This window comes from Auritidibacter ignavus (genome assembly GCF_029853775.1).
Lineage (GTDB): Bacteria > Actinomycetota > Actinomycetes > Actinomycetales > Micrococcaceae > Auritidibacter > Auritidibacter ignavus.
In genome coordinates, this window is record NZ_CP122564.1 from 793209 (window position 1) to 812215 (window position 19007).

14 protein-coding genes and 1 pseudogene are annotated in these 19007 nt (G+C 59.1%); 10 read left to right on the forward strand and 5 right to left on the reverse strand.

Annotated elements, in window-relative coordinates; translation table 11 throughout:
* Positions 1–62: 62 nt before the first annotated feature.
* The 5 genes and pseudogenes from QDX22_RS03505 to QDX22_RS03530 all read left to right on the forward strand — a co-directional run.
* Positions 63–800 (forward strand): annotated as a pseudogene (locus tag QDX22_RS03505) (3-oxoacyl-ACP synthase III); the annotation flags it as partial.
* A 227-nt stretch (positions 801–1027) separates the two neighbouring features.
* Positions 1028–1462 (forward strand): alpha/beta fold hydrolase, encoded by a 435-nt coding sequence (locus tag QDX22_RS03510; protein ID WP_279718014.1) that lies wholly within the window; start codon positions 1028–1030, stop codon positions 1460–1462.
* Positions 1447–3339: an alpha/beta fold hydrolase gene (locus QDX22_RS03515; protein WP_341849184.1), complete on the forward strand. Its 1893-nt coding sequence runs from the start codon at positions 1447–1449 to the stop codon at positions 3337–3339. The genes QDX22_RS03510 and QDX22_RS03515 overlap by 16 nt, the downstream gene beginning before the upstream one ends.
* An 8-nt stretch (positions 3340–3347) precedes the next feature.
* Entirely contained in the window at positions 3348–3509 is a 162-nt protein-coding gene (locus QDX22_RS03525) for a hypothetical protein (RefSeq protein WP_233242968.1), read from the forward strand.
* On the forward strand, positions 3506–4522 hold the full coding sequence (locus tag QDX22_RS03530) for an NAD-dependent epimerase/dehydratase family protein (RefSeq protein ID WP_279675191.1): 1017 nt from the start codon (positions 3506–3508) through the stop codon (positions 4520–4522). Before QDX22_RS03525 ends, QDX22_RS03530 begins: the two co-directional genes overlap by 4 nt.
* On the opposite strand, the gene QDX22_RS03535 is transcribed toward QDX22_RS03530, so the two are convergent.
* A complete protein-coding gene (locus QDX22_RS03535; protein ID WP_110099353.1) occupies positions 4519–6624 on the reverse strand; it encodes a DNA gyrase/topoisomerase IV subunit B in 2106 nt (701 codons plus the stop codon). The genes QDX22_RS03530 and QDX22_RS03535 overlap by 4 nt on opposite strands.
* A 354-nt stretch (positions 6625–6978) precedes the next feature.
* On the opposite strand from QDX22_RS03535, the gene QDX22_RS03540 reads away from it, so the two are divergent.
* The gene (locus tag QDX22_RS03540; RefSeq protein ID WP_110099352.1) at positions 6979–7197 is read left to right on the forward strand and encodes a DUF7455 domain-containing protein; all 219 of its coding nucleotides are present in this window, start codon (positions 6979–6981) and stop codon (positions 7195–7197) included.
* A 105-nt stretch (positions 7198–7302) separates the two neighbouring features.
* Here the strand turns inward: QDX22_RS03540 and QDX22_RS03545 are convergent, their stop codons facing one another.
* The 3 genes from QDX22_RS03545 to QDX22_RS03555 all read right to left on the reverse strand — a co-directional run bounded on the left by QDX22_RS03545 (position 7303) and on the right by QDX22_RS03555 (position 11569).
* Positions 7303–8799 (reverse strand): RNA polymerase sigma factor, encoded by a 1497-nt coding sequence (locus tag QDX22_RS03545; protein WP_279673990.1) that lies wholly within the window; start codon positions 8797–8799, stop codon positions 7303–7305.
* A 316-nt stretch (positions 8800–9115) separates the two neighbouring features.
* Positions 9116–10393 carry a DUF4192 family protein gene (locus QDX22_RS03550; RefSeq protein ID WP_279673991.1) on the reverse strand — a complete coding sequence of 426 codons (1278 nt, stop codon included), beginning with the start codon at positions 10391–10393 and terminating at the stop codon, positions 9116–9118.
* Between the two features lie 114 nt (positions 10394–10507).
* The gene (locus QDX22_RS03555) at positions 10508–11569 is read right to left on the reverse strand and encodes a proteasome assembly chaperone family protein (protein WP_110100460.1); all 1062 of its coding nucleotides are present in this window, start codon (positions 11567–11569) and stop codon (positions 10508–10510) included.
* A 244-nt stretch (positions 11570–11813) separates the two neighbouring features.
* Between QDX22_RS03555 and QDX22_RS03560 the strand changes: the two genes are divergently transcribed.
* From QDX22_RS03560 to QDX22_RS03575, 4 genes are all read left to right on the forward strand, one after another.
* Positions 11814–13439: a leucyl aminopeptidase gene (locus tag QDX22_RS03560; RefSeq protein ID WP_279675193.1), complete on the forward strand. Its 1626-nt coding sequence runs from the start codon at positions 11814–11816 to the stop codon at positions 13437–13439.
* 226 nt (positions 13440–13665) lie between these two features.
* Positions 13666–15039, forward strand: a complete 1374-nt coding sequence (gene lpdA, locus QDX22_RS03565; RefSeq protein ID WP_279675194.1) for a dihydrolipoyl dehydrogenase — start codon at positions 13666–13668, stop codon at positions 15037–15039.
* Between the two features lie 139 nt (positions 15040–15178).
* Positions 15179–16978 carry a 2-oxoglutarate dehydrogenase, E2 component, dihydrolipoamide succinyltransferase gene (gene sucB, locus QDX22_RS03570; protein ID WP_279696275.1) on the forward strand — a complete coding sequence of 600 codons (1800 nt, stop codon included), beginning with the start codon at positions 15179–15181 and terminating at the stop codon, positions 16976–16978.
* 38 nt (positions 16979–17016) lie between these two features.
* A complete protein-coding gene (locus QDX22_RS03575; RefSeq protein ID WP_110099346.1) occupies positions 17017–17364 on the forward strand; it encodes a hypothetical protein in 348 nt (115 codons plus the stop codon).
* Positions 17365–17455: 91 nt separating this feature from the next.
* Here the strand turns inward: QDX22_RS03575 and QDX22_RS03580 are convergent, their stop codons facing one another.
* Complete coding sequence (locus QDX22_RS03580; RefSeq protein ID WP_279718015.1) at positions 17456–18907, reverse strand: serine/threonine protein kinase; 1452 nt, start codon at positions 18905–18907, stop codon at positions 17456–17458.
* Positions 18908–19007 lie beyond the last annotated feature (100 nt).

Here is a 19007-nt window from a genome sequence, read left to right on the forward strand (position 1 = left end):
CGCGATGACCCCAGACCTGGTTCCGCGAAACTGAAGTCTCCGCGTCATCGTGCCCTACCCCAGACCAGGTGGGGCTTTTGATCAACACCTCGGTCATCCGCACCCACCTGGAACCAGCGGTGTCCGTGGTGGTTCACGACAAAATGGGACTGCCGAGCTCGGCCATGAACTTTGACATCACCAACGCCTGCCTGGGATTTGTCAACGGGATGGGGTTGGCCGCGACCATGATTGATTCAGGACAAGTGGACTAGGTGGTGGTCGTTGCCGGAGAAGATGCTTCCAAGGTACACGAAGCCACCAACCGCGATGCCTTCCTCTCCCAATTCGCCACCCTGACCCTGGGATCAGGGGCCGCCGCTGCGGTTATTGGGCCGAGCGACCGTCACCCCGAGGGGCACCGCATCCTGCACAGCGTCACCCGGGCAGGTACCGAGTTCAACCATTTGTGCGCCGGAGACCATAAGGGCATGAGCACCGACTCCGCGGCTCTGCTAGCCAATGGTCTCGACCTGGTCATGGCTGCCTGGAACGACGCCGACCCGGCATGGAAGTGGTCCGAGGCCGACCGCTACATCACCCACCAGGTCTCCTCCCAGCACACCAACGCCATTATTCAGGCCGCCGGGATTGACCCAGACAAGATCCCGGTCACGTTCCCGGATTTGGGCAATATCGGACCCGCCGCGCTACCGGTGACCTTGGCCCGGGAAAAAGACATGCTGAGCCCCGGCGATTCTGTGTTGTGCATGGGTGTTGGCTCCGGACTCAACGTGGCCATGCTCGATCTGCAGTGGTAATAGCCCCACCCGGTCCACACCCTCGAGAAAGAAGAGTGTTGCTGTGATTGTGACTCGTGCCGCCCATCAACCCGACTCCGAGACCATGCAGACCGAGCTTCCCGGTTTCCGTCCAGAGTTTTCTCACCTGGTCACTCTCGCACGAGCAGAACATCCCGCCGGCTTCCACGTCATGGACACCGGCCCGGCTCTCGAAGCCCAGGGACTGACCCCCCCACGCCACCATCGTGGCCGTACACGGCAACCCCACCTGGTCGTATCTGTGGCGCGCATTGCTCAACACCACCTACGACCGGGCCGTCTCCGACCCACAACGATACCCAGTCATCCGGGTGATCGCCCCCGACCAGCGGGACATGGGACTCTCCGACCGGTTAGCCCACCGGCGACTGCTTCGTCACAGCGGCAATGGTGGCGACTACCTGGCCCTGGAGGATCGGATCACCGATCTGCAGGAATTGCTCACAGTTCTCATCCCGGAAGCTGAGCACCCGGTCTTCACCCTCGGCCACGACTGGGGCGGGGTCATCTCCTTGGGCGCTGCTCTGCGAGCGCATCAGGCTGGATCCCATCACCTCGCCAGGCTGATGACACTGAACACGGCCGTGCACCAGTCCGAGGACGATCCCCTTCCTGCTCCCCTGCGGTGCGCGATCCACTGAACCTGCCTTACCGGCGCCAAGCCGACCGTGGCGGTGTGGGCGGGTTCGTCGCCGACATCCCCACTGATGCCACCCACCGCAGTGCTCCTGCGCTCCGCCGAGTGGCCACAGCACTCAGCGAGACCTCGTTACCGGCCCTGATCATCTGGGGTGCTACAGATCCGGTATTCCAGGATCGCTACCTCAACGATTTGCGCCAACGCCTGCCTCAAGCCGATGTGCACCGAGTGGAAACCGGCGGGCACCTGATCGTCGAAGACGTCGACTACGCCGCTATCGTCCTGGAATGGGTCTCCCAACAACTCTCCGCCGACGACAACTCTCCTACCGTCAACACCACCGCCACCATCACACACAGTGGTCACTCTGCCAACCAACCCCGCCCCGCCGGCTCAGCCCACGAGGTGCCCTACCAGCCACTGTGGGAGTTCCTGTACCGTGGCGAAGACTCCGCAGCTGCGGCCCTGGTGGATATGTCGGTCAGCGACCGCGGAAAACCCTTCACCGTTTCCTGGGCTCAGCTTTCCCAGCTCGTGGCCGCCATAGCCCAGGGGCTGTGGGATCTTGGACTGCGCCCCGGGGACCGGGTCTGCATCCTGGTTCCTCCCGGACGTGATCTGACCGCGGGACTTTACGCACTGTTGCGCATCGGCGGTGTCGCGGTAATTGCCGATCAAGGGCTGGGGATCACCGGTATGACCCGAGCTGTTCGTAGCGCCAACCCGGACTGGATTATTGGTGAAACCCCCGGACTGATCCTGGCTCGCGCCCAGGGATGGCCAGGCCGTCGCATCTCGGTGTCCACCCTGTCCACTCCGCTGGCTGGCGTACTGGGCGTCGAAGACTCGCTCTATGGTATGGCACTGCGCGAGAAAACCACTACCCGGCTTTCAGCCCTACAGGCTCCCACCCCGGACCCCGAGAGTCTGGCCGCCATCCTGTTCACCTCCGGCTCCACCGGGCCGGCCAAGGGTGTGCGCTACACCCACACCGGGCTCTCCCACCTCACCCAGCTGTTGCGCGATACCTTCGGCGTCACTCCCGGCGCCTCGCTTTTGGCTGGGTTCGCGCCCTTCGCGCTGCTGGGCCCGGCCATTGGTGCGACCTCGGTCACCCCGCGCATGTCGGTCACCAAACCGGCAACCCTGACCGCCTCTGCTCTGGCCGATGCGGCCATTGCCGGTCAGTCCACGATCGCCTTTGGTTCCCCGGCGGCATTGCGCAATGTGGCAGCAACCGCCCGGGAACTCTCCCGTGCCCAGCGCGAAGCACTGGCCGGGATTACCATGATGCTCTCGGCCGGGGCTCCGGTGTCCCAGGACCTAGTCAGAGATATTCAGGTGTTGATGCCACAAGCCGAGATCCACTCCCCGTATGGCATGACCGAGCCGCTGGCAACCCCGGTGTACTGGTGGGCACCCCGGCCGGTGAAGTCCGCCTTACCATGGCCCCGCTGGATGACCATGGTATCCCGGCCGAAACACTGTATAACCCCGAGGATACGGTGGACCAGCTGGGCGAAATCGTGGTGTCGGCCTCCCATATGCGCCAAGGCTATGACGCACTGTGGTACATCACCGCTCAAGCCTCCCACGATCAGCTCGACGGGTTACGCTGGCACCGCACCGGCGATATCGGGCACCTGGATGCGTCCGGCCGACTCTGGATCGAAGGTCGCACCCACCACGTCATCTCCACCCCGGCTGGACCCCTGGGTCCGGTGCACATCGAAGAACACGTCGCCGCATTACCAGAGGTATACCGGGCTGCAGCTGTCGGACACGGACCGGCCGGCACCCAAGCTCTGGTGGTCATTATCGAACCCGAGCGTGAGGTCACTGGCCCAATCAAGCCTGGACTGGCTCCCACCCAACTGACGGCAACCGTGCGTAGCGCCGTCACCACACCGGGAGATGTTCCCGTCGCCGCCGTATTGGTAGTCGACAGCATCCCGGTGGATATCCGCCATAACTCCAAGATTGACCGCTCCCGGTTGGCCCGCTGGGCCGATCGAGTCCTCACCGGAGGAAAGGTTGGCAAGCCATGAATCGTTTCGCCGTTGCTCTGCCCAATCTCAGCACGCGTCATGTCCTGGTCACCGGAGCCTCGGGACTGCTGGGTTCCGGTGTCGCATCCGCGCTGGTCGCTGCCGGCGCACAGCTAACCACGTTGCAGCGTCGCAGAAGCGGGATCGCCGGCGCTTACGACGTGCTGGGATCCATCACTGATCCCGAACTGGTTGCCCGCGCTGTGCAGGGTGTAGATACCATCATCCACGTAGCCGCCAAGGTTTCTGTTTCGGGTCCGGCCGAAGCGTACCGCAACGTCAACATTCAGGGCACGGGCAACCTGCTAGATGCTGCACACCGGGCGGGAACGGTGAACCGCTGGATTCACGTATCCTCTCCCTCGGTCGCTCACGCCGGTCGCTCTCTGGTGGGTACCACCGCCCAACCGGCCGACCCCGACCAGGCACGCGGGCACTACGCCGCAACCAAAGCAGCCGGTGAGCGCCTGGTGCTTGCAGCTGACCGCGAAGACTTCCGTGTGCTGGTGCTTCGCCCCCATTTGATGTGGGGCCCTGGTGATACCCAGCTGACCGAACGCATCATCGATCGCGCCCGCAGCCACCGTATGCCCATCCTGGGTTCCGGTGCCCCACTGATCGACACGCTGTTTATCGACAACGCTATCTCGGCGGTGCTCGCAGCCGTGTCAGCTATCGAAAACCACCACGGTGAAGCCCTGGTCGTCACCAACGGGGAACCCCGTCCGGTCGGTGAACTGATTCGTCAGATTGCCATCGCCGGTGGCGCTGCAGAACCCACCTTGCGATTACCGGCCGGGCTGGCCACCGTCGCTGGAGCCGTGATTGAAAAGATCTGGGACCTCACCGGAGAACATGACGATGAGCCCCCACTGACCCGGTTTCTCGCCGAACAGCTCTCCACCGCCCACTGGTTCGACCAGCGTCGTACCCGTGAGGTTTTGGCTTGGAAACCCGAGATCAGCATTGACCGCGGACTAGAGCTCACCGCCGAGTATTACCGTAACCACTAGGCATCAATCTGTTCCCGGTTGAGCTCTTGTGCCCCAGAGATAATGAAATCCTTGCGCGGGGCCACATGGGACCCCATCAGTAGCTCAAAGATCTCTTCGGCCGCCTCAAATTCGGAAATATTCACCCGCCGCAGCGTGCGGAAGCGCGGATCCATCGTGGTTTCTGAGAGCTGGTCGGCATCCATCTCGCCCAGACCCTTATACCGCTGGATTGGCTCCTTATACTTCCGGCCATCGGCTTCCAGCGAGCCCAGCAGGTTTTTGAGCTCTTGTTCGGAATAGGTGTACATGACCTCGTTCTCCTTCGAGCCAGAGTTGATAATTTCAACCCGGTGCAACGGTGGAACAGCGGCGTAAATCCGGCCGGCTTCCACCATCGGGCGCATGTAGCGGAAGAATAAGGTCAACAGCAAAGTGCGAATATGAGCCCCGTCCACGTCAGCATCGGTCATCAAAATCACCTTGCCGTAGCGGGCCGCGTTCAAATCAAAGGACCGCCCCGAGCCACCGCCGACCACTTGAATCAGCGCTGAACACTCAGCATTGGAGAGCATGTCCCCCACTGAGGCCTTTTGAACATTGAGAATTTTGCCGCGAATCGGAAACAGCGCCTGGAACTCCGAGGAACGAGCCATTTTCGCCGTCCCCAGCGCTGAGTCACCCTCAACAATGAACAATTCTGACCCGATGGCGTCATTGGTGCGGCAGTCGGCCAGCTTGGCCGGCATGGTCGAGGTTTCTAGTGCGTTCTTGCGTCGCTGATTTTCTTTATGAGTTCGGGCCGAGACCCGCGATTTCATCTCCGCGACGATCTTCTCCAACAGTTGGGTGGTCTGTTGTTTGTCCTGGCGTTTCGTGGACTTCAAAATCGCGCCCAGTTGCTCGGTGACCACCTTATTGACGATTTGTTTGGCAGCCGGAGTACCCAGCACCTCTTTGGTTTGACCTTCGAATTGCGGTTCGGCCAGACGCACGGTGAGCACCGCGGTAAGTCCCGCCAGGATATCGTCGCGCTCGATTTTGTCCTGACCGGGCTTCAGTTTCCGGGAATTGGCCTGAATCGCTTTCCGGAACACCTTCGTCATAGCTTGTTCAAAACCGGAGAGGTGAGTACCGCCCTTCGGGGTAGCAATGATATTCACGAAAGTTTTCACCCGAGTGTCGTACCCAATGTCCCAACGCAGAGCGATATCCACATCGCAATCACGGTCCACATCCTGCATTTGGGCACGTCCGTCCTCGTCGAGAACCGGCACGCGTTCGGTAAAGGACCCTGATCCCTGCAACCGCCAAATATCGGTAACCGGATTCAGTGTAGAGAGGTGGTCGACGAATTCCGAGATACCCCCGTCGTATTGGAAGACCTGTTCGTGGGGCCCCTCGGCTCCGGCAGTACCCGGCAACCGACGCAAATCTCGGATCGTAATCCTCAGGCCGGGCACCAGATATGCGGTCTGACGGGCACGGTCTTCAAGTTCTTGGTACTGGAAGGTGGCATCCGGGGTGAAAATCTGTTCATCGGCCCAATAGCGCACCTTCGTACCGGTGTGTCCGCGCTTCGCCTTGCCCACCACGGGGATATCTCCGGCTTCTGTTTTCGGACTAAACGGCGCCTCGGGGCTGGGAACCCGATGATCTTCAAAGGTCCCTGGCTTCCCGCGCTGGAACGACATCTGGTAAGTCTTGCCACCACGAAAAACGTGCACGTCCAGACGAGAGCTCAGCGCGTTAACGACTGACGCGCCCACACCGTGGAGGCCACCGGCGGCGTTATAGGAACCACTACCAAATTTTCCGCCGGCGTGGAGCTTTGTAAACACCACTTCGACACCAGACAAGCCGGTACGGGGCTCGAGGTCGACAGGAATACCGCGTCCGTGGTCTTCAACCTCCACACTGCCATCGGCATCCAACGTGATGGTGATGGACTGCCCGTAGCCGGCCAGAGCTTCGTCCACGGAGTTATCGATGATCTCCCAGAGACAGTGCATCAGCCCCCGGGAATCGGTAGAGCCAATATACATGCCCGGCCGCTTACGAACCGCCTCAAGTCCTTCGAGTACGGAAAGCTGATGGGCATTGTATTCACTGTTTCGAGACACGGAATCCGCTGACCTTTCATCTGCTGAGTGATGGGCGCTTAAGAGCTTGGATTCTCTCTCCTGTTGACACTAGCCGTTTTTTGTCTCGCCGGAAGTATTTTGGCGTTCCAGCACATGTTCTTGGTTCGCCTTTCGCTTAAGCTCTGACAGAAACGCGACCATGTCCGGAAATCAATGCAATCATTGGTCAGGTCCAGCACCCGTTCGATGGCGTTTCGCCCACGGCGTTGTCCACTCAGGGGTGTGCCGGGACTAAAAGGCGAGATGCTTGTGTTGAACTTGTCAAAGACAGCATGTACCTGCGAGGGTGGTACCAACCGCCCAACTTCGCTTGGACCACACAGAGGAGGCCCAATGTCCACAGCAACAACAGTTGAGTCACCGACCTTGACCGGTGCCGATCGTTGCGATCGGTGCGGCGCACAGGCCTACGTTCGGGCAGTTCTCGCCTCCGGTGGCGTGTTGTTGTTCTGCGCTCACCATGCGCGCCAGGTCGAGGACCAGTTGCGTCCTCAAACCAGCACCTGGCACGATGAGACCCAGCGTCTGCACGAAGGTGCCAGTAGCGAATAAGACTCCAACGCACAAACAGCAACAGCGGGGCGGTTCTCCCCAGATCATGAGAACCGCCCCGCTGTTATCTGCTCAGACCTGCTGTCTCAGGCGACGGCAGAGTTCTTACTCGAGATAATCGCGCAGAACCTGCGACCGAGATGGGTGGCGCAATTTCGACATCGTCTTGGATTCAATCTGGCGGATGCGTTCGCGGGTCACGCTGTAGACCCGACCGATCTCGTCCAACGTCTTGGGCTGTCCATCGGTGAGACCAAAGCGCATCGCCACCACGCCAGCTTCTCGCTCAGACAGGGTGTCCAACACCGAGTGCAGTTGTTCTTGCAACAACGTGAAAGACACCGCGTCAGAAGGAACAACTGCTTCGGAGTCCTCAATCAAGTCACCAAACTCAGAGTCTCCATCTTCGCCCAGTGGAGTGTGCAAGGAGATCGGTTCGCGACCGTACTTTTGAACCTCGACCACCTTTTCGGGCGTCATATCGAGCTCGGCGGCCAATTCTTCCGGGGTGGGCTCCCGACCCAGGTCCTGGAGCATCTGGCGCTGGACGCGAGCCAACTTGTTGATGACTTCGACCATGTGCACCGGAATACGAATCGTGCGGGCTTGATCTGCCATCGCGCGAGTGATCGCCTGGCGGATCCACCAGGTGGCGTATGTCGAGAACTTGAAGCCCTTGGTGTAGTCGAACTTCTCGACCGCACGGATCAGACCGAGGTTGCCTTCCTGAATCAGGTCCAGGAACAACATGCCACGACCGGTGTAGCGCTTAGCCAGCGACACCACCAAACGCAGGTTTGCTTCTAGCAGGTGGTTCTTCGCCCGACGTCCATCAGCGATCACCAATTGCATGTCGCGGCGCATGCGCGGGTCATCGTAGGTCTCTTCCTGCATCTTGTGCTCAGCATAGAGACCTGCCTCGACACGCAACGCAAGGTCTACCTCCTGCTCTGCGTTCAACAGCGCGACCTTACCGATTTGCTTCAGATAGTCCTTGACCGGATCGGCGGTGGCACCAGTGACGTTTACGCGCTGAGCCGGGGCATCATCTTCCGCATCAGACACCACGAAGCCGGAGGACGAACCATCATTGTCGTCTTTGCTCGGAGAGACCTTCTGCCCTTTAAACGCATCCACGACTCCCCGGTCGTTCTTGGTCTCCGGCTCTTGGTCTTCAACCAGATCATCGAGATCTACCGGAGTATCGTCTTCACCTTCGACCTCGATATCATCGGCCTCATCCTCGGCGAAGTCATCGGTGTCCTCATCCAATAAGGTATCGTCAACCTCTTCGTCGTCGACCACCGGCTCGGTCTCGGCCTGAGTTGCCTTCTTACCGGAAGCCTTCTTCGCGGTGGTTTTCTTCCCCGCAGTCGACTTCTTGCTCGTGGATTTGGCCGTTGATTTAGCACCAGGCTTACCGGTAGACGAAGTACCCGTCGTCTTCTTCTTGGACGAGCTCTTCTTCGTCCGAGTCGTCGAGGCCTTGGCCGTGGAGGCCTTCGTTGTCGAGGCCTTCGTCGTGGTCTTCTTTCGTGTCGAAGACTTCGATGCCGCGCTTTCTGGGTCGACAGCGTCGATCTTTACGGTACTGTCAGTCACTCGATACCTTTCCTACGGGTCAATCCCGTTCAACAGACAGTGGTCTACACACCTATGACCCTGTCAAGTCTGCGTTGCAATGGACAGAATCTCGCTGTTCTTTCGCATCGGAAAGCCATCCGGTTCTGTCCCGCAGAAACAGGGTCCATAGCAGGTGCAACGATCACAGTCGAGGTCTTATTCCCTAAACCGGGCAAAAAGTTCTTCGCTTTTCACCCAGCAGACGTCATCGTCGAACTAGGCACTCATTATTACATGTTTTTCGCTGGTCTTTTGCACCATGACAGCGAACACAGTCCTGCCCAGAAGATGAGCATCAGGTACGACCGCTGGAAGACCATGCCCGCTGGGCATCTTTGGCCCAATCACAGACCATTCCACGGTCCAGAGTCTTGCCCAGTAGGTTCAACAGTTCATATCCGTCTCCCCCGGCATGTTGTAGCTGGCGGTGGTAATTGGCTGCAATGCTCCCTCGGCCTCTCACCCACTCGATATAGACAAGGTAAATCCCTAAGACAAGGACTTCCGGACCGTCGTAGATACTCATTGCATACCGTGCACAATCTTCAAACCGCTGGATCCGGGTCCAGTCTGCCACGGTGTCCGAAGCACCGATAAATGCTTGACTGAACTGTGTGCCACTGGTTGCTGTGGGGATCACGTCGAACTCATCGGCATAGCCTTGAGGGATCAGGCCCAGGTGGATGGCTCCCGCCAAGGCAGGCTCAAGACCAAAACAGGCGATATTGAGCACCATGTCACGGTAACGGTCTTCGCCCAGCCCACGGACGAGATCACACCATTCAGTAGATTCCAGCGACTGCGGTAGGGTTTCGCCAGACAGCAGGCGGTCCCACGCCTGAAGGTCCGCGTATAAGGCACGAATTTGCTCGGGGGTGTTTGCCTCAGCGACCTGATGGCGCTGTGTGGGGTCCATTGCTGGCCACGTTTCAAGTTGTTCGGCCAGTCGTTGGGCATTAAACGGCAACACCAAATCGTTCGGGCCTCGGGGTGTGTCAACACCGTCGGCGCGCATTGAGAGGTCTAAGAAACTGTTTTCGGTCGCGTCCAACGTCGCACCCTGGACGGGGCATTCGGCTCCGTGCGCGCAGTCCAGGTGCCATACTCGGTGTGGGCTGAGCACCCAAACTTCTTGAGCCGGTAATTGGTGGTGGCGCAAATGCTCTTGCAGGTTTGCAGCAAAGCGTCGGTATCCAGCTAGCCGGTCGACCGGACCGGGATCGCCCACCGTGTCATCTTCGGATTGCAAGAGCATAAAGCAACCGTCGGCCTTTGGATCGGTGCGCAGGGTTGTCGCCACGCGATCGAAGAATCCGGTGGAAATAGGGAATTCGTCCTCACCGACGGGGTCATCTAGCGCTGGCAGATCGACACGCAGTACGGCGCGGAAGCTGGATTCGCAGGTGCTAATTAACACGCAACTTCGTTGGGGGACGAATCCCAACGTATTCTGCACGAAGGCCAGGACATCTTCCTCAGTTCTGGCGAGAAACTGTCGTGGTCCTTGCGACCGGGCTGGTGGTGTTGAGTCGGTGGTTCCAAGGGCTACTGAATGCTGATTATTTTCTGTCATGTACCCAGCATCAGTCCATCATCGGAGACGACACTATCTAGCGAGATGAACTGTGGACGGTTTCAGCGCAGGACCGACATTGTGGAGAACCAGCCCGACTTAGCGCTTGGGGATCTAGCGCCCGTCCGAGTCCTGAGGGTTGTCTCCGTCAGTTTCCGAACCCGACTCCGCGCCATTGGATTCTTCGGCCGACTCGTCCTCGTCGTGTGCAGTTGAGCTCAACCCGAGTCGCTCGGCGTTATGCTGCGACTGGGTATTAAGGAAGTCCTCGGCTTGAGCACCAATCTCTTCGCCGTCGGGAATGTGCTGGTTCGGCGGCAGAAGCAAAGAACGCGGCTGTTCCTGGTCTTCGGTATACCGGTCGAACTGAGCTTCCAGGGCCGCAACCATGTGTGAAATCTGGGGGGAGTTCTCGGTTTGTTGGGCCAGTTGCCGATCAACCTGACGTCCTGCTTCACGCAACTCATCGGTGGGCACCACGATGCCCATCGCCGCTGAAAGGTATTCCAGTCCGGCCACGGCCGCCTGCGGGTAGGTTGCATCGGCCAGATAATGTGGCACGTGCAGGGTGAACCCGGTGACCTTTCGGCCGTTCTCGGTGAGCTTGACCTCGAGTAATTGCGACATACCGGCCAACATCTGGGCCTGAGGAGACCAGGTGGACAGTCCTTCGAGTAATTCCTCCCGGCTACCGTGCGTGGTCACGCCCAAGGGACGAGTGTGTGGAACCGGAAGCGGAATAGCGTCCACTATCGCGACCTGTGACAGGTCCAGTTCGCGCACGATGGACATGACCGCATCGGAGAAACGTTCCCACTGGTAGTCCGGCTCAGGGCCGGACAGTACCAAAAACGGCTGGTCCATTTCATCGGTAAAGACATCCAGTGAGATTTCTGGACGCTGATAGTCGGTGAATTTTTCCCCGTCAAAGGTAATATGGGGGCGTTGAGCCCGGTAATCAATGAGCTGATCAGTATCAAAGGTGATCAGTTGCTCGTGATTGAGCCGGTTGAACAAAAGGTACCGGATCTGTTCGGTAAGGTGCCCGGCATCCAGATGACCACCGAAAAGCAGTAGTAGCTTGGTTCCTCGCAACGGTGAGGGATCGTCCTCGGACCCGGTCATGAGGTCACGACCGGCGGGACTGAACTGGATTAGGTGATGCGGATCCTGCATCCAGAAGCCTCCTCACGTCCTGGAATATCAAGTGTTCTGTCGATTCTATCGATCTTGTGCACTATAACTGTGTTCCCTACCCGATCTATTCCAACCTCCCTTTAATTCCATCCTCCCTTGACCGGGTCAGGCAGCTCTTTACTCGTCTGCGCTCTGAGAGGAACCCTTCACGTTACGCCCCTGTGACGGGCGACAAGATAGCGGTGACTGTCTAGGATTAACTGCGTTGTCATTGTAAAGATGTATGAATCACCGGGAAGTGATGTCGTTGACTGAAATCACCGAACTCATGAGCAAGTTCTGCGCCGAACCGCACCTGCGTTATGCCACCGTTGCACCGGAAGCCGATCTGGTGATCTACGGGGTCGCCGTCGGAGAAGAATCCGGAACATTGGTGGCCTCCGACGCCCCGGAGAGTCTCCATCGCCTGCTGAGTGATTTCCACGTCACCGGTGCTGCCGAGAAGGTTCTGGTCTTCCCCGCTCCAGAAGATGTTGCCGCCCGCAAGATCGCCTTCGTTGGCTTAGGCTCGGCCAAACCAGCCCCGCAGGGCACGCCGGTCCCCGATCAGCGCACACCGGATACCCTGGGACCCGAAAGCTACCGTCGCGCCGCCGGTGCTGCGGTTCGCCACCTGTTGGACCAGCACCCGGTGTCCACCGTGGTGTTTGAGATGGGCGCTGATTCGCCCGAGCTGCTCCAGGCCGTTGCCGAAGGTGCTGCCATTGCAAGCTACCGGTTCACCGCCTTTTCAACGCGTACCAGCAACGACGAGACTCCGCACGATGCGACCGGGCAGCGACAGGATCGCTTGGTCGCTGACGAATTCGTGATCCGCACCGCAGTGGAGGAAGAACAAGCCGAACGTATTGTGACTGAGGCGTCTCAGATCAGTCGTGGTGTGCACACGGTGATGAACCTGGTCAATACTCCAGCCTCGGTGCTCTACCCCGAGTCTTTCGCCGAGTTCGTCACCCAGCTGGTCTCCGATCAGCCACAGATCAGTTGCGAGATCTGGGATGAACAACAACTCGACGCCGAAGGGTGCGGTGGCATTCTGGGTATCGGTCAGGGATCGGCCCACCCGCCCCGGCTAGTCAGGCTCTCCTATCAGCCCGCCACGGACTCGCACGTCCAGCCGACTCACGTTGCCCTGGTGGGCAAAGGCATCACCTTCGACACCGGAGGGATTTCGCTCAAGCCCGCCAATTCTATGCTGACCATGAAAACCGATATGACCGGAGCTGCCACCGTGGCCGCGGTGATCAACACGGTGGCGGCACTGAACCTGCCGATCAAGGTCACCGGCTGGCTGGCCATGGCCGAAAACATGCCCTCCAGCACGGCCGTCAAGCCCTCCGATATCGTGACCATCCGTAACGGAAAGACCGTGGAAATCATGAACACCGACGCCGAAGGTCGCGTCGTGATGGCCGATGCGCTGGTAGCCGCCACCGAAGAAGCCCCCGCTGCTGTAATTGACATTGCCACTCTCACCGGCGCTCAAATGGTGGCCTTGGGGCAACGAACCACCGGCGTCATGGGGCACGACCAGGTCCGCACCCAGCTGGTCGAGGCCGCCCAACGGGCCGGAGAGCTGATCTGGCCGATGCCGATACCAGAGAACCAGCGGGAGTCCTTGGATTCACGCGTGGCTGATATCTCTAATATGGGCTCGAAGTTTGGCGGAATGCTCACCGCCGCGGCGTTCCTTCGAGACTTCGTCGGCGAGACCCCCTGGGCACACCTGGATATCGCCGGCCCCAGTTTCAACGAAGAGGCACCCTTTGGCTACACGCCCAAAGATGCCACCGGAGTCATGCTTCGAACCCTGGTGGAATACCTGCGCCAGAACGCTCAGCAGAGCTAAACATTCGAAGACAGCCCCGAAAACAGCGCTCCAAGATCAGCTGTGACGAGTTTTACACCGCAGTCGTTAATACCGCAGACAATGTGTGGCAACAGCCTGGTTGTCAGCGATAAGCTGGTTATCAAAGGCATCGAGGATCAGTGTGCGGTCCTGCACGGTGCACCGCTGACGAAAAGTCGATATTTGTCGAGCCAAACAGGCTTGACCTAGATGAGGAGAACTCAACGTGACCGAAAACGCCACAGAATTCGACGTCCTAATCCTCGGCGGTGGCTCCGCCGGTTATGGTGCCGCTCTACGAGCAGTGCAACACGGATTCAGCGTAGGTCTGATCGAAAAAGAGAAACTCGGTGGGACGTGCTTGCACTTTGGTTGCATCCCGACCAAGGCATACCTGCACGCTGCAGAGGTAGCCGATGAAACACGCGGCGGTTCCAAGATCGGTGTCAACTCCAACCTGGAGTCCATCGACATGTCCAAGGTCCGTGACTACAAGGACAAAATCGTCTCCGGCAAGTTCAAGGGTCTACAGGGCCTGATGAAGATGCGCAAGATCACGGTGATTGAGGGCGAAGGCAAGCTGGTGTCCGAGTCCGAAATTGAGGTCGATGGTACCCGCTACCGGGGCGAGAACATCATCCTGGCATCCGGTTCCTACTCCAAGACCATGGGCCTGCCGATCGGCAACAAGATTATGACCAGCTTCGAGGCCTTACAGCTGGACTATTTGCCCAAGTCAGCGATCGTGCTCGGTGGCGGTGTCATCGGTTCTGAGTTCGCCTCCGTCTGGAACTCCTTCGGCATTGAGGTGACCATCATCGAAGGCCTGGACCACTTGGTCCCCAACGAGGATCCGGCCATCATCAAGGTCCTAGAGCGTGAGTTCAAGTCCAAGGGCATCAAGTCCAACCTGGGGACCTTCTTCGACAAGGTCGAAGAAACTGACAACGGTGTCAAGGTCACCCTGGTGGACGGTAAAGAATTTGAAGCCGAAGTCTGCTTGGTCGCGGTGGGCCGTGGACCCAACACTGAAGGTTTGGGCTATGAAGAGGTCGGTATCCCGATGGACCGTGGCTTCGTGACCCCCAATGAGCGTTTGCACACCGGCGTGGGCAACATCTACGCCATCGGTGACATCGTCCCGGGCAAGCAACTGGCCCACCGTGGTTACCAGCAGGGTATTTTCGTGGCCGAAGAAATCGCCGGCAACAACCCGATGGTCGTTCCCGATGAACGGATCCCTGCGGTGACCTTCACCAACCCCGAGATCGTCTCGGTTGGTTTGACCCAGCCCAAGGCTGAAGAGCGCTTCGGTAAAGACAACGTGGAAGTCGCCGAGTACAACCTGGCCGGTAACGGTAAGTCCTCGATCCTGGGTACGAAGGGTTTGATTAAGCTGGTGCGCCAGAAGCACGGCCCGATTGTTGGAGCCTTCGGCGTTGGTGCCCGCATTTCCGAGCAGGTCGGTGAAGCCCAGTTGATCGTCAACTGGGAAGCCTACCCTGAGGATGTGGCTTCGCTGGTGCACGCTCACCCGACGCAGAACGAATCGCTGGGTGAAGCAGCCATGATGCTGTTCGGTCACCCCCTGCACGCCTAATCATCCACCCCACCGGGTGGCTGGCAGGCACCGACCGTCGTCCACCCTTGAACCACCGACAACCACTGATCTGCAGCGAAGACATCAGCACATCATTGGCCCAAGATCAGTGGGAAATTGAGAGAGGAAACGGGACACCATGTCAGAAACCGTGAACCTGCCCGAGCTGGGCGAGTCCGTGACCGAAGGAACGGTAACGCGTTGGCTCAAAGAAATTGGCGACACCGTCGAAGTCGACGAACCCATTGTGGAAGTCTCCACCGATAAGGTCGACACCGAAATTCCCTCCCCAGTGGCCGGAACCCTGGTCGAGATTTTGGTTGACGAGGACGAGACCGTTGAGGTTGGTCAGGCTTTAGCCCAGATTGGCGATGCCGATGAAGCCAGCGGTTCTTCCTCCAACGACGAGGGCGTCGCAGACGAGACTGAAGAGAAACCTGAAGATCAACAGCGGGAAGAGCAACCGGAGGAGTCCGGTGACGACTCCGCTGACCAGCAGGCTCCGGCTGCTTCCTCCGGCGGTTCCGGCGAGGGCGAAGAGGTAACCCTGCCAGAACTGGGCGAATCGGTCACCGAAGGTACCGTGACTCGCTGGCTGAAAGACATCGGCGACACCGTCGAGGTGGACGAAGCTCTGTTGGAGATCTCCACCGATAAGGTCGACACGGAGATCCCCTCCCCAGTCGCCGGTACTCTGTTAGAGATCAAGGTCAACGAAGACGATATTGCCGAGGTCGGTGATGTCCTGGCTATCGTGGGCTCCGGCGATGCCACCGAGTCCCCCTCCGAGACGCCGTCAGACGACTCGTCCACCCACGAGACCGCAGACGAACAAGCTGATGAGGAGCCGGCACCGGCCGAGCCACAGGATCAGGGCGAAGCCGAGGCCAAGACCGAAGACACCCAGAGCCCAGAACCCGCTGAACAACCGGCTACACCGGCTTCTGATGCGGAATCCGACACTGCGACTCAGAGTAGCGGTGGCTACGTCACCCCGCTGGTACGTCGTCTGGCCCGTGAGTCCGGTGTGGACCTCAATGATGTGACCGGTACCGGTGTGGGTGGTCGGATCCGTCGTCAAGACGTGCTCACTGCCGCTGAAGCTCAGAAGTACGAAGAGAAGCAGGCTCAGAAGTCTTCCTCGGCAACGACACCATCTCAGGCTCCTGCACAATCCTCTCCTCCGGAGCCGAAGTCCTCGGTCGATCCGTCCAAGCGTGGTTCCACCGAGAAGGCTTCGCGCACCCGCCAGGTGATTGCCCAGCGCATGACGGATTCCCTGCACACCACTGCCCAGCTCACCCAGGTTCACGAGGTCGATTTGACCCGTATCGTCGCCCTGCGCAATGCCGCCAAGGAACAGTTCCAGGCCCAGCACGGTGTCAAGCTAACCTACCTGGCCTTCATTACTCTGGCAGCTGCTGAGGCACTGCGTGCTCACCCGGTCATCAACGCCGAGTACAACTCCGAGTCCAAGGAAATCACCTACCACGATTCCGAGGACATCGGCATCGCCGTTGATACCGAAAAGGGTCTGCTGGTGCCGGTTATCAAGGGCGCTGGCAACCTGAACCTCTCCGGCATCGCCTCCCAGATCGCTGAGCTGGCTGAGAAGTCCCGGACCGGCAAGATCTCGCCAGATCTACTCTCAGGTGGTACCTTCTCGATCACCAATTTAGGGTCCTTCGGCGCCTTGTTCGACACCCCGGTGCTCAACGCGCCGCAGTCGGCCATCTTGGGCCCGGGGAACATCGTCAAGCGACCAATGATCGTTCCGGATGCTGAAGGTAACGACAGCATTGCGATCCGCGACATGATGTATCTGTCCTTGACCTACGACCACCAGATCATCGATGGTGCCGACGCAGGTCGTTTCATGACCACGTTGAAGAACCGCCTTGAAAATGCGGAATTCGGCGCTGAGCTTGGTCTGAACTAAAAGCTTGGTCTGAACTAAAGGAGCTTGACCCCACCATTATGGAAATTGTTCGTCTCATTTTTCTTGCAATTCACTTGCTCGGTTTCGCAGCCGTGGTCGGTGGATGGTTCGCGCATTTCAAGCGACCGACGGTGACCAAGTCGCAGTTCTGGGGCGCCATCGTGATTGTGCTGTCCGGACTAGTACTCTTTGGATTGGCCGAAATGATGGGTGAACCAAACCGCATCAAGCTCACTATCAAGTTGGTGCTGGGCATTACGGTGCTGGTGGTTGCCTGGGTGGGCCAACGTAAGGTCAATAAGGGTGAGCTGGTCCCCACTGGCATTGCGCACGCGACCGGCGGGACCGCGCTCATTACCGCTTTAGTAGCTGTGCTATGGCAGTAATGCTCTAAGCAGATCATCCCCAACGTTTCGGGGCCACCGTCAATTCCTCCCAGGAGGATCCTGACGGTGGCCCCGAAGCCTGTGTGCGCCGTTAGTGCTCATGGACCCGGCTAATTTTCCATTCCTGGTCATACTGCAACGTGACCACGAGATCAGCGTGTGACTCTTGTATCGACGCCCTGACCACGCCGTGAGCACCTTCGTCCGTCACCTCCTGTTGCGGCCACCCCCACTGGACGGGAATACGCACTGTCGTATCATCCAGGATCTCAACCTCGCCAGTGCGTTGTCCGCGCATTGAAAAGTCCTCCAAGTTCAATCCCTGCTCCACCAAGCCCTCAATCATTTCTCGATCGTGAACCGCCACTTCAGATTCCCCGACCGCATAACGATCCACCATGTCCGGATCGGTGGTACGAAACGCCGCTGAGCGTTGTTGCACAATCTGTTCCAACCGCTCATCCAAACGTTCCGGATCCATGTGGTCGGTGACCGAGACAGTGTCCTGTGTGGCCCTGGCTGGTTCCTGAGACTCTGCCGTCAACGACGGCGACCCGCTAATCAGCGCTAAACCAACCGCCATGGCACCCGCTCCAGCGATGAATCGTCGTTGGGCCCGTTGCCGAAGGCCACGACGCGTTTTCGGTATCCTTCTTCGGGCGGGGCGTCGAGGGCGGTTTTTCTTCTCCGACGGTGGTTCCGACAATTTGGTGGGAAGTAAGATCCTCACGTCTGCAGCCACAATCGAATGCAACTCCAGCGCCCTGGGCTCGCCCCAATGCACGGCAGCTTCCAGACAATGACGCATAGTGGGGCGTTGTGTCGGATCATCGTCCAGACACGCCTCCAGAACATCTACCACATGTTCATCAATGTTGGGCACCAAGGACGGGAGCGGAGCGCGCACGTATGTTTTGCCCGGCACTCGTCCGGTGAGAAGATACCAGCACAGCGCCGCCCAGCTATACACGTCCGTCGCCGATGTCACGGCTGAGGCCTTAACGCGCTGTTCTGGTGCCGCAAAACCGTGCACCGGTTGGCCCGGTCCTGCATCCGTGAGATAGGGCGCCCCGTTGAGGTCAAAAACCACCTCGGCCGGGCCCAACCCGCCATGACTGAGCCCTTGTCGGTGTAGTTCAGATAACGCCTGAGCGACCGGGATGACAATGGTCAAACATTGCTCGAGTTCCAGCGGACCCATGGTGTTGACGAGTTTAGCGGCATGAGAACCTCGCATCAGTTGCCAGCATCCCACCTGCGGCGCCGAATCGCCGCGGAGCTCGACGGCGCCAATCAGTGGCACCACGTGCGGATGGCTAAACCGTTGGGCCCGGTCGATAATCTGTGAGTGTCTCTCCTCCCCTACCTGCCCGAGGTCTGGAATTTTTAGCACGGCGGGCGCATCTCGTGAGCTAAATCCCGGGGGACGAAACCGCCAGAGGTTAAAGCGTTCGCCGGTGCAATACAGCTCGCCGACCTCACCCGAGAGCGGCTGTGGAGGCTGAGGTAGTGCGTCGGAGGTGTGCGATGAGGGATAGGTCATCAAATAATCCTGGGCTCGTAACAACGCGGTGTGCGATGCGGGTGTGCGAGGACAAAGGTGACAATGTCTGCCCCTGATTCTGCCGGAATCGCTCCCCTCA

What these genes read in the sequence shown, in the direction of transcription:
- QDX22_RS03530 (WP_279675191.1), top strand. Translation starts at nt 3,506, where the DNA reads ATGAATCGTTTCGCCGTTGCTCTGCCCAATCTCAGCACGCGTCATGTC.
- QDX22_RS03540 (WP_110099352.1), top strand. Translation starts at nt 6,979, where the DNA reads ATGTCCACAGCAACAACAGTTGAGTCACCGACCTTGACCGGTGCCGAT.
- QDX22_RS03550 (WP_279673991.1), bottom strand. Translation starts at nt 10,393, where the DNA reads ATGACAGAAAATAATCAGCATTCAGTAGCCCTTGGAACCACCGACTCA.
- QDX22_RS03555 (WP_110100460.1), bottom strand. Translation starts at nt 11,569, where the DNA reads ATGCAGGATCCGCATCACCTAATCCAGTTCAGTCCCGCCGGTCGTGAC.
- QDX22_RS03560 (WP_279675193.1), top strand. Translation starts at nt 11,814, where the DNA reads ATGAATCACCGGGAAGTGATGTCGTTGACTGAAATCACCGAACTCATG.
- sucB (WP_279696275.1), top strand. Translation starts at nt 15,179, where the DNA reads ATGTCAGAAACCGTGAACCTGCCCGAGCTGGGCGAGTCCGTGACCGAA.
- QDX22_RS03575 (WP_110099346.1), top strand. Translation starts at nt 17,017, where the DNA reads ATGGAAATTGTTCGTCTCATTTTTCTTGCAATTCACTTGCTCGGTTTC.
- QDX22_RS03580 (WP_279718015.1), bottom strand. Translation starts at nt 18,907, where the DNA reads ATGACCTATCCCTCATCGCACACCTCCGACGCACTACCTCAGCCTCCA.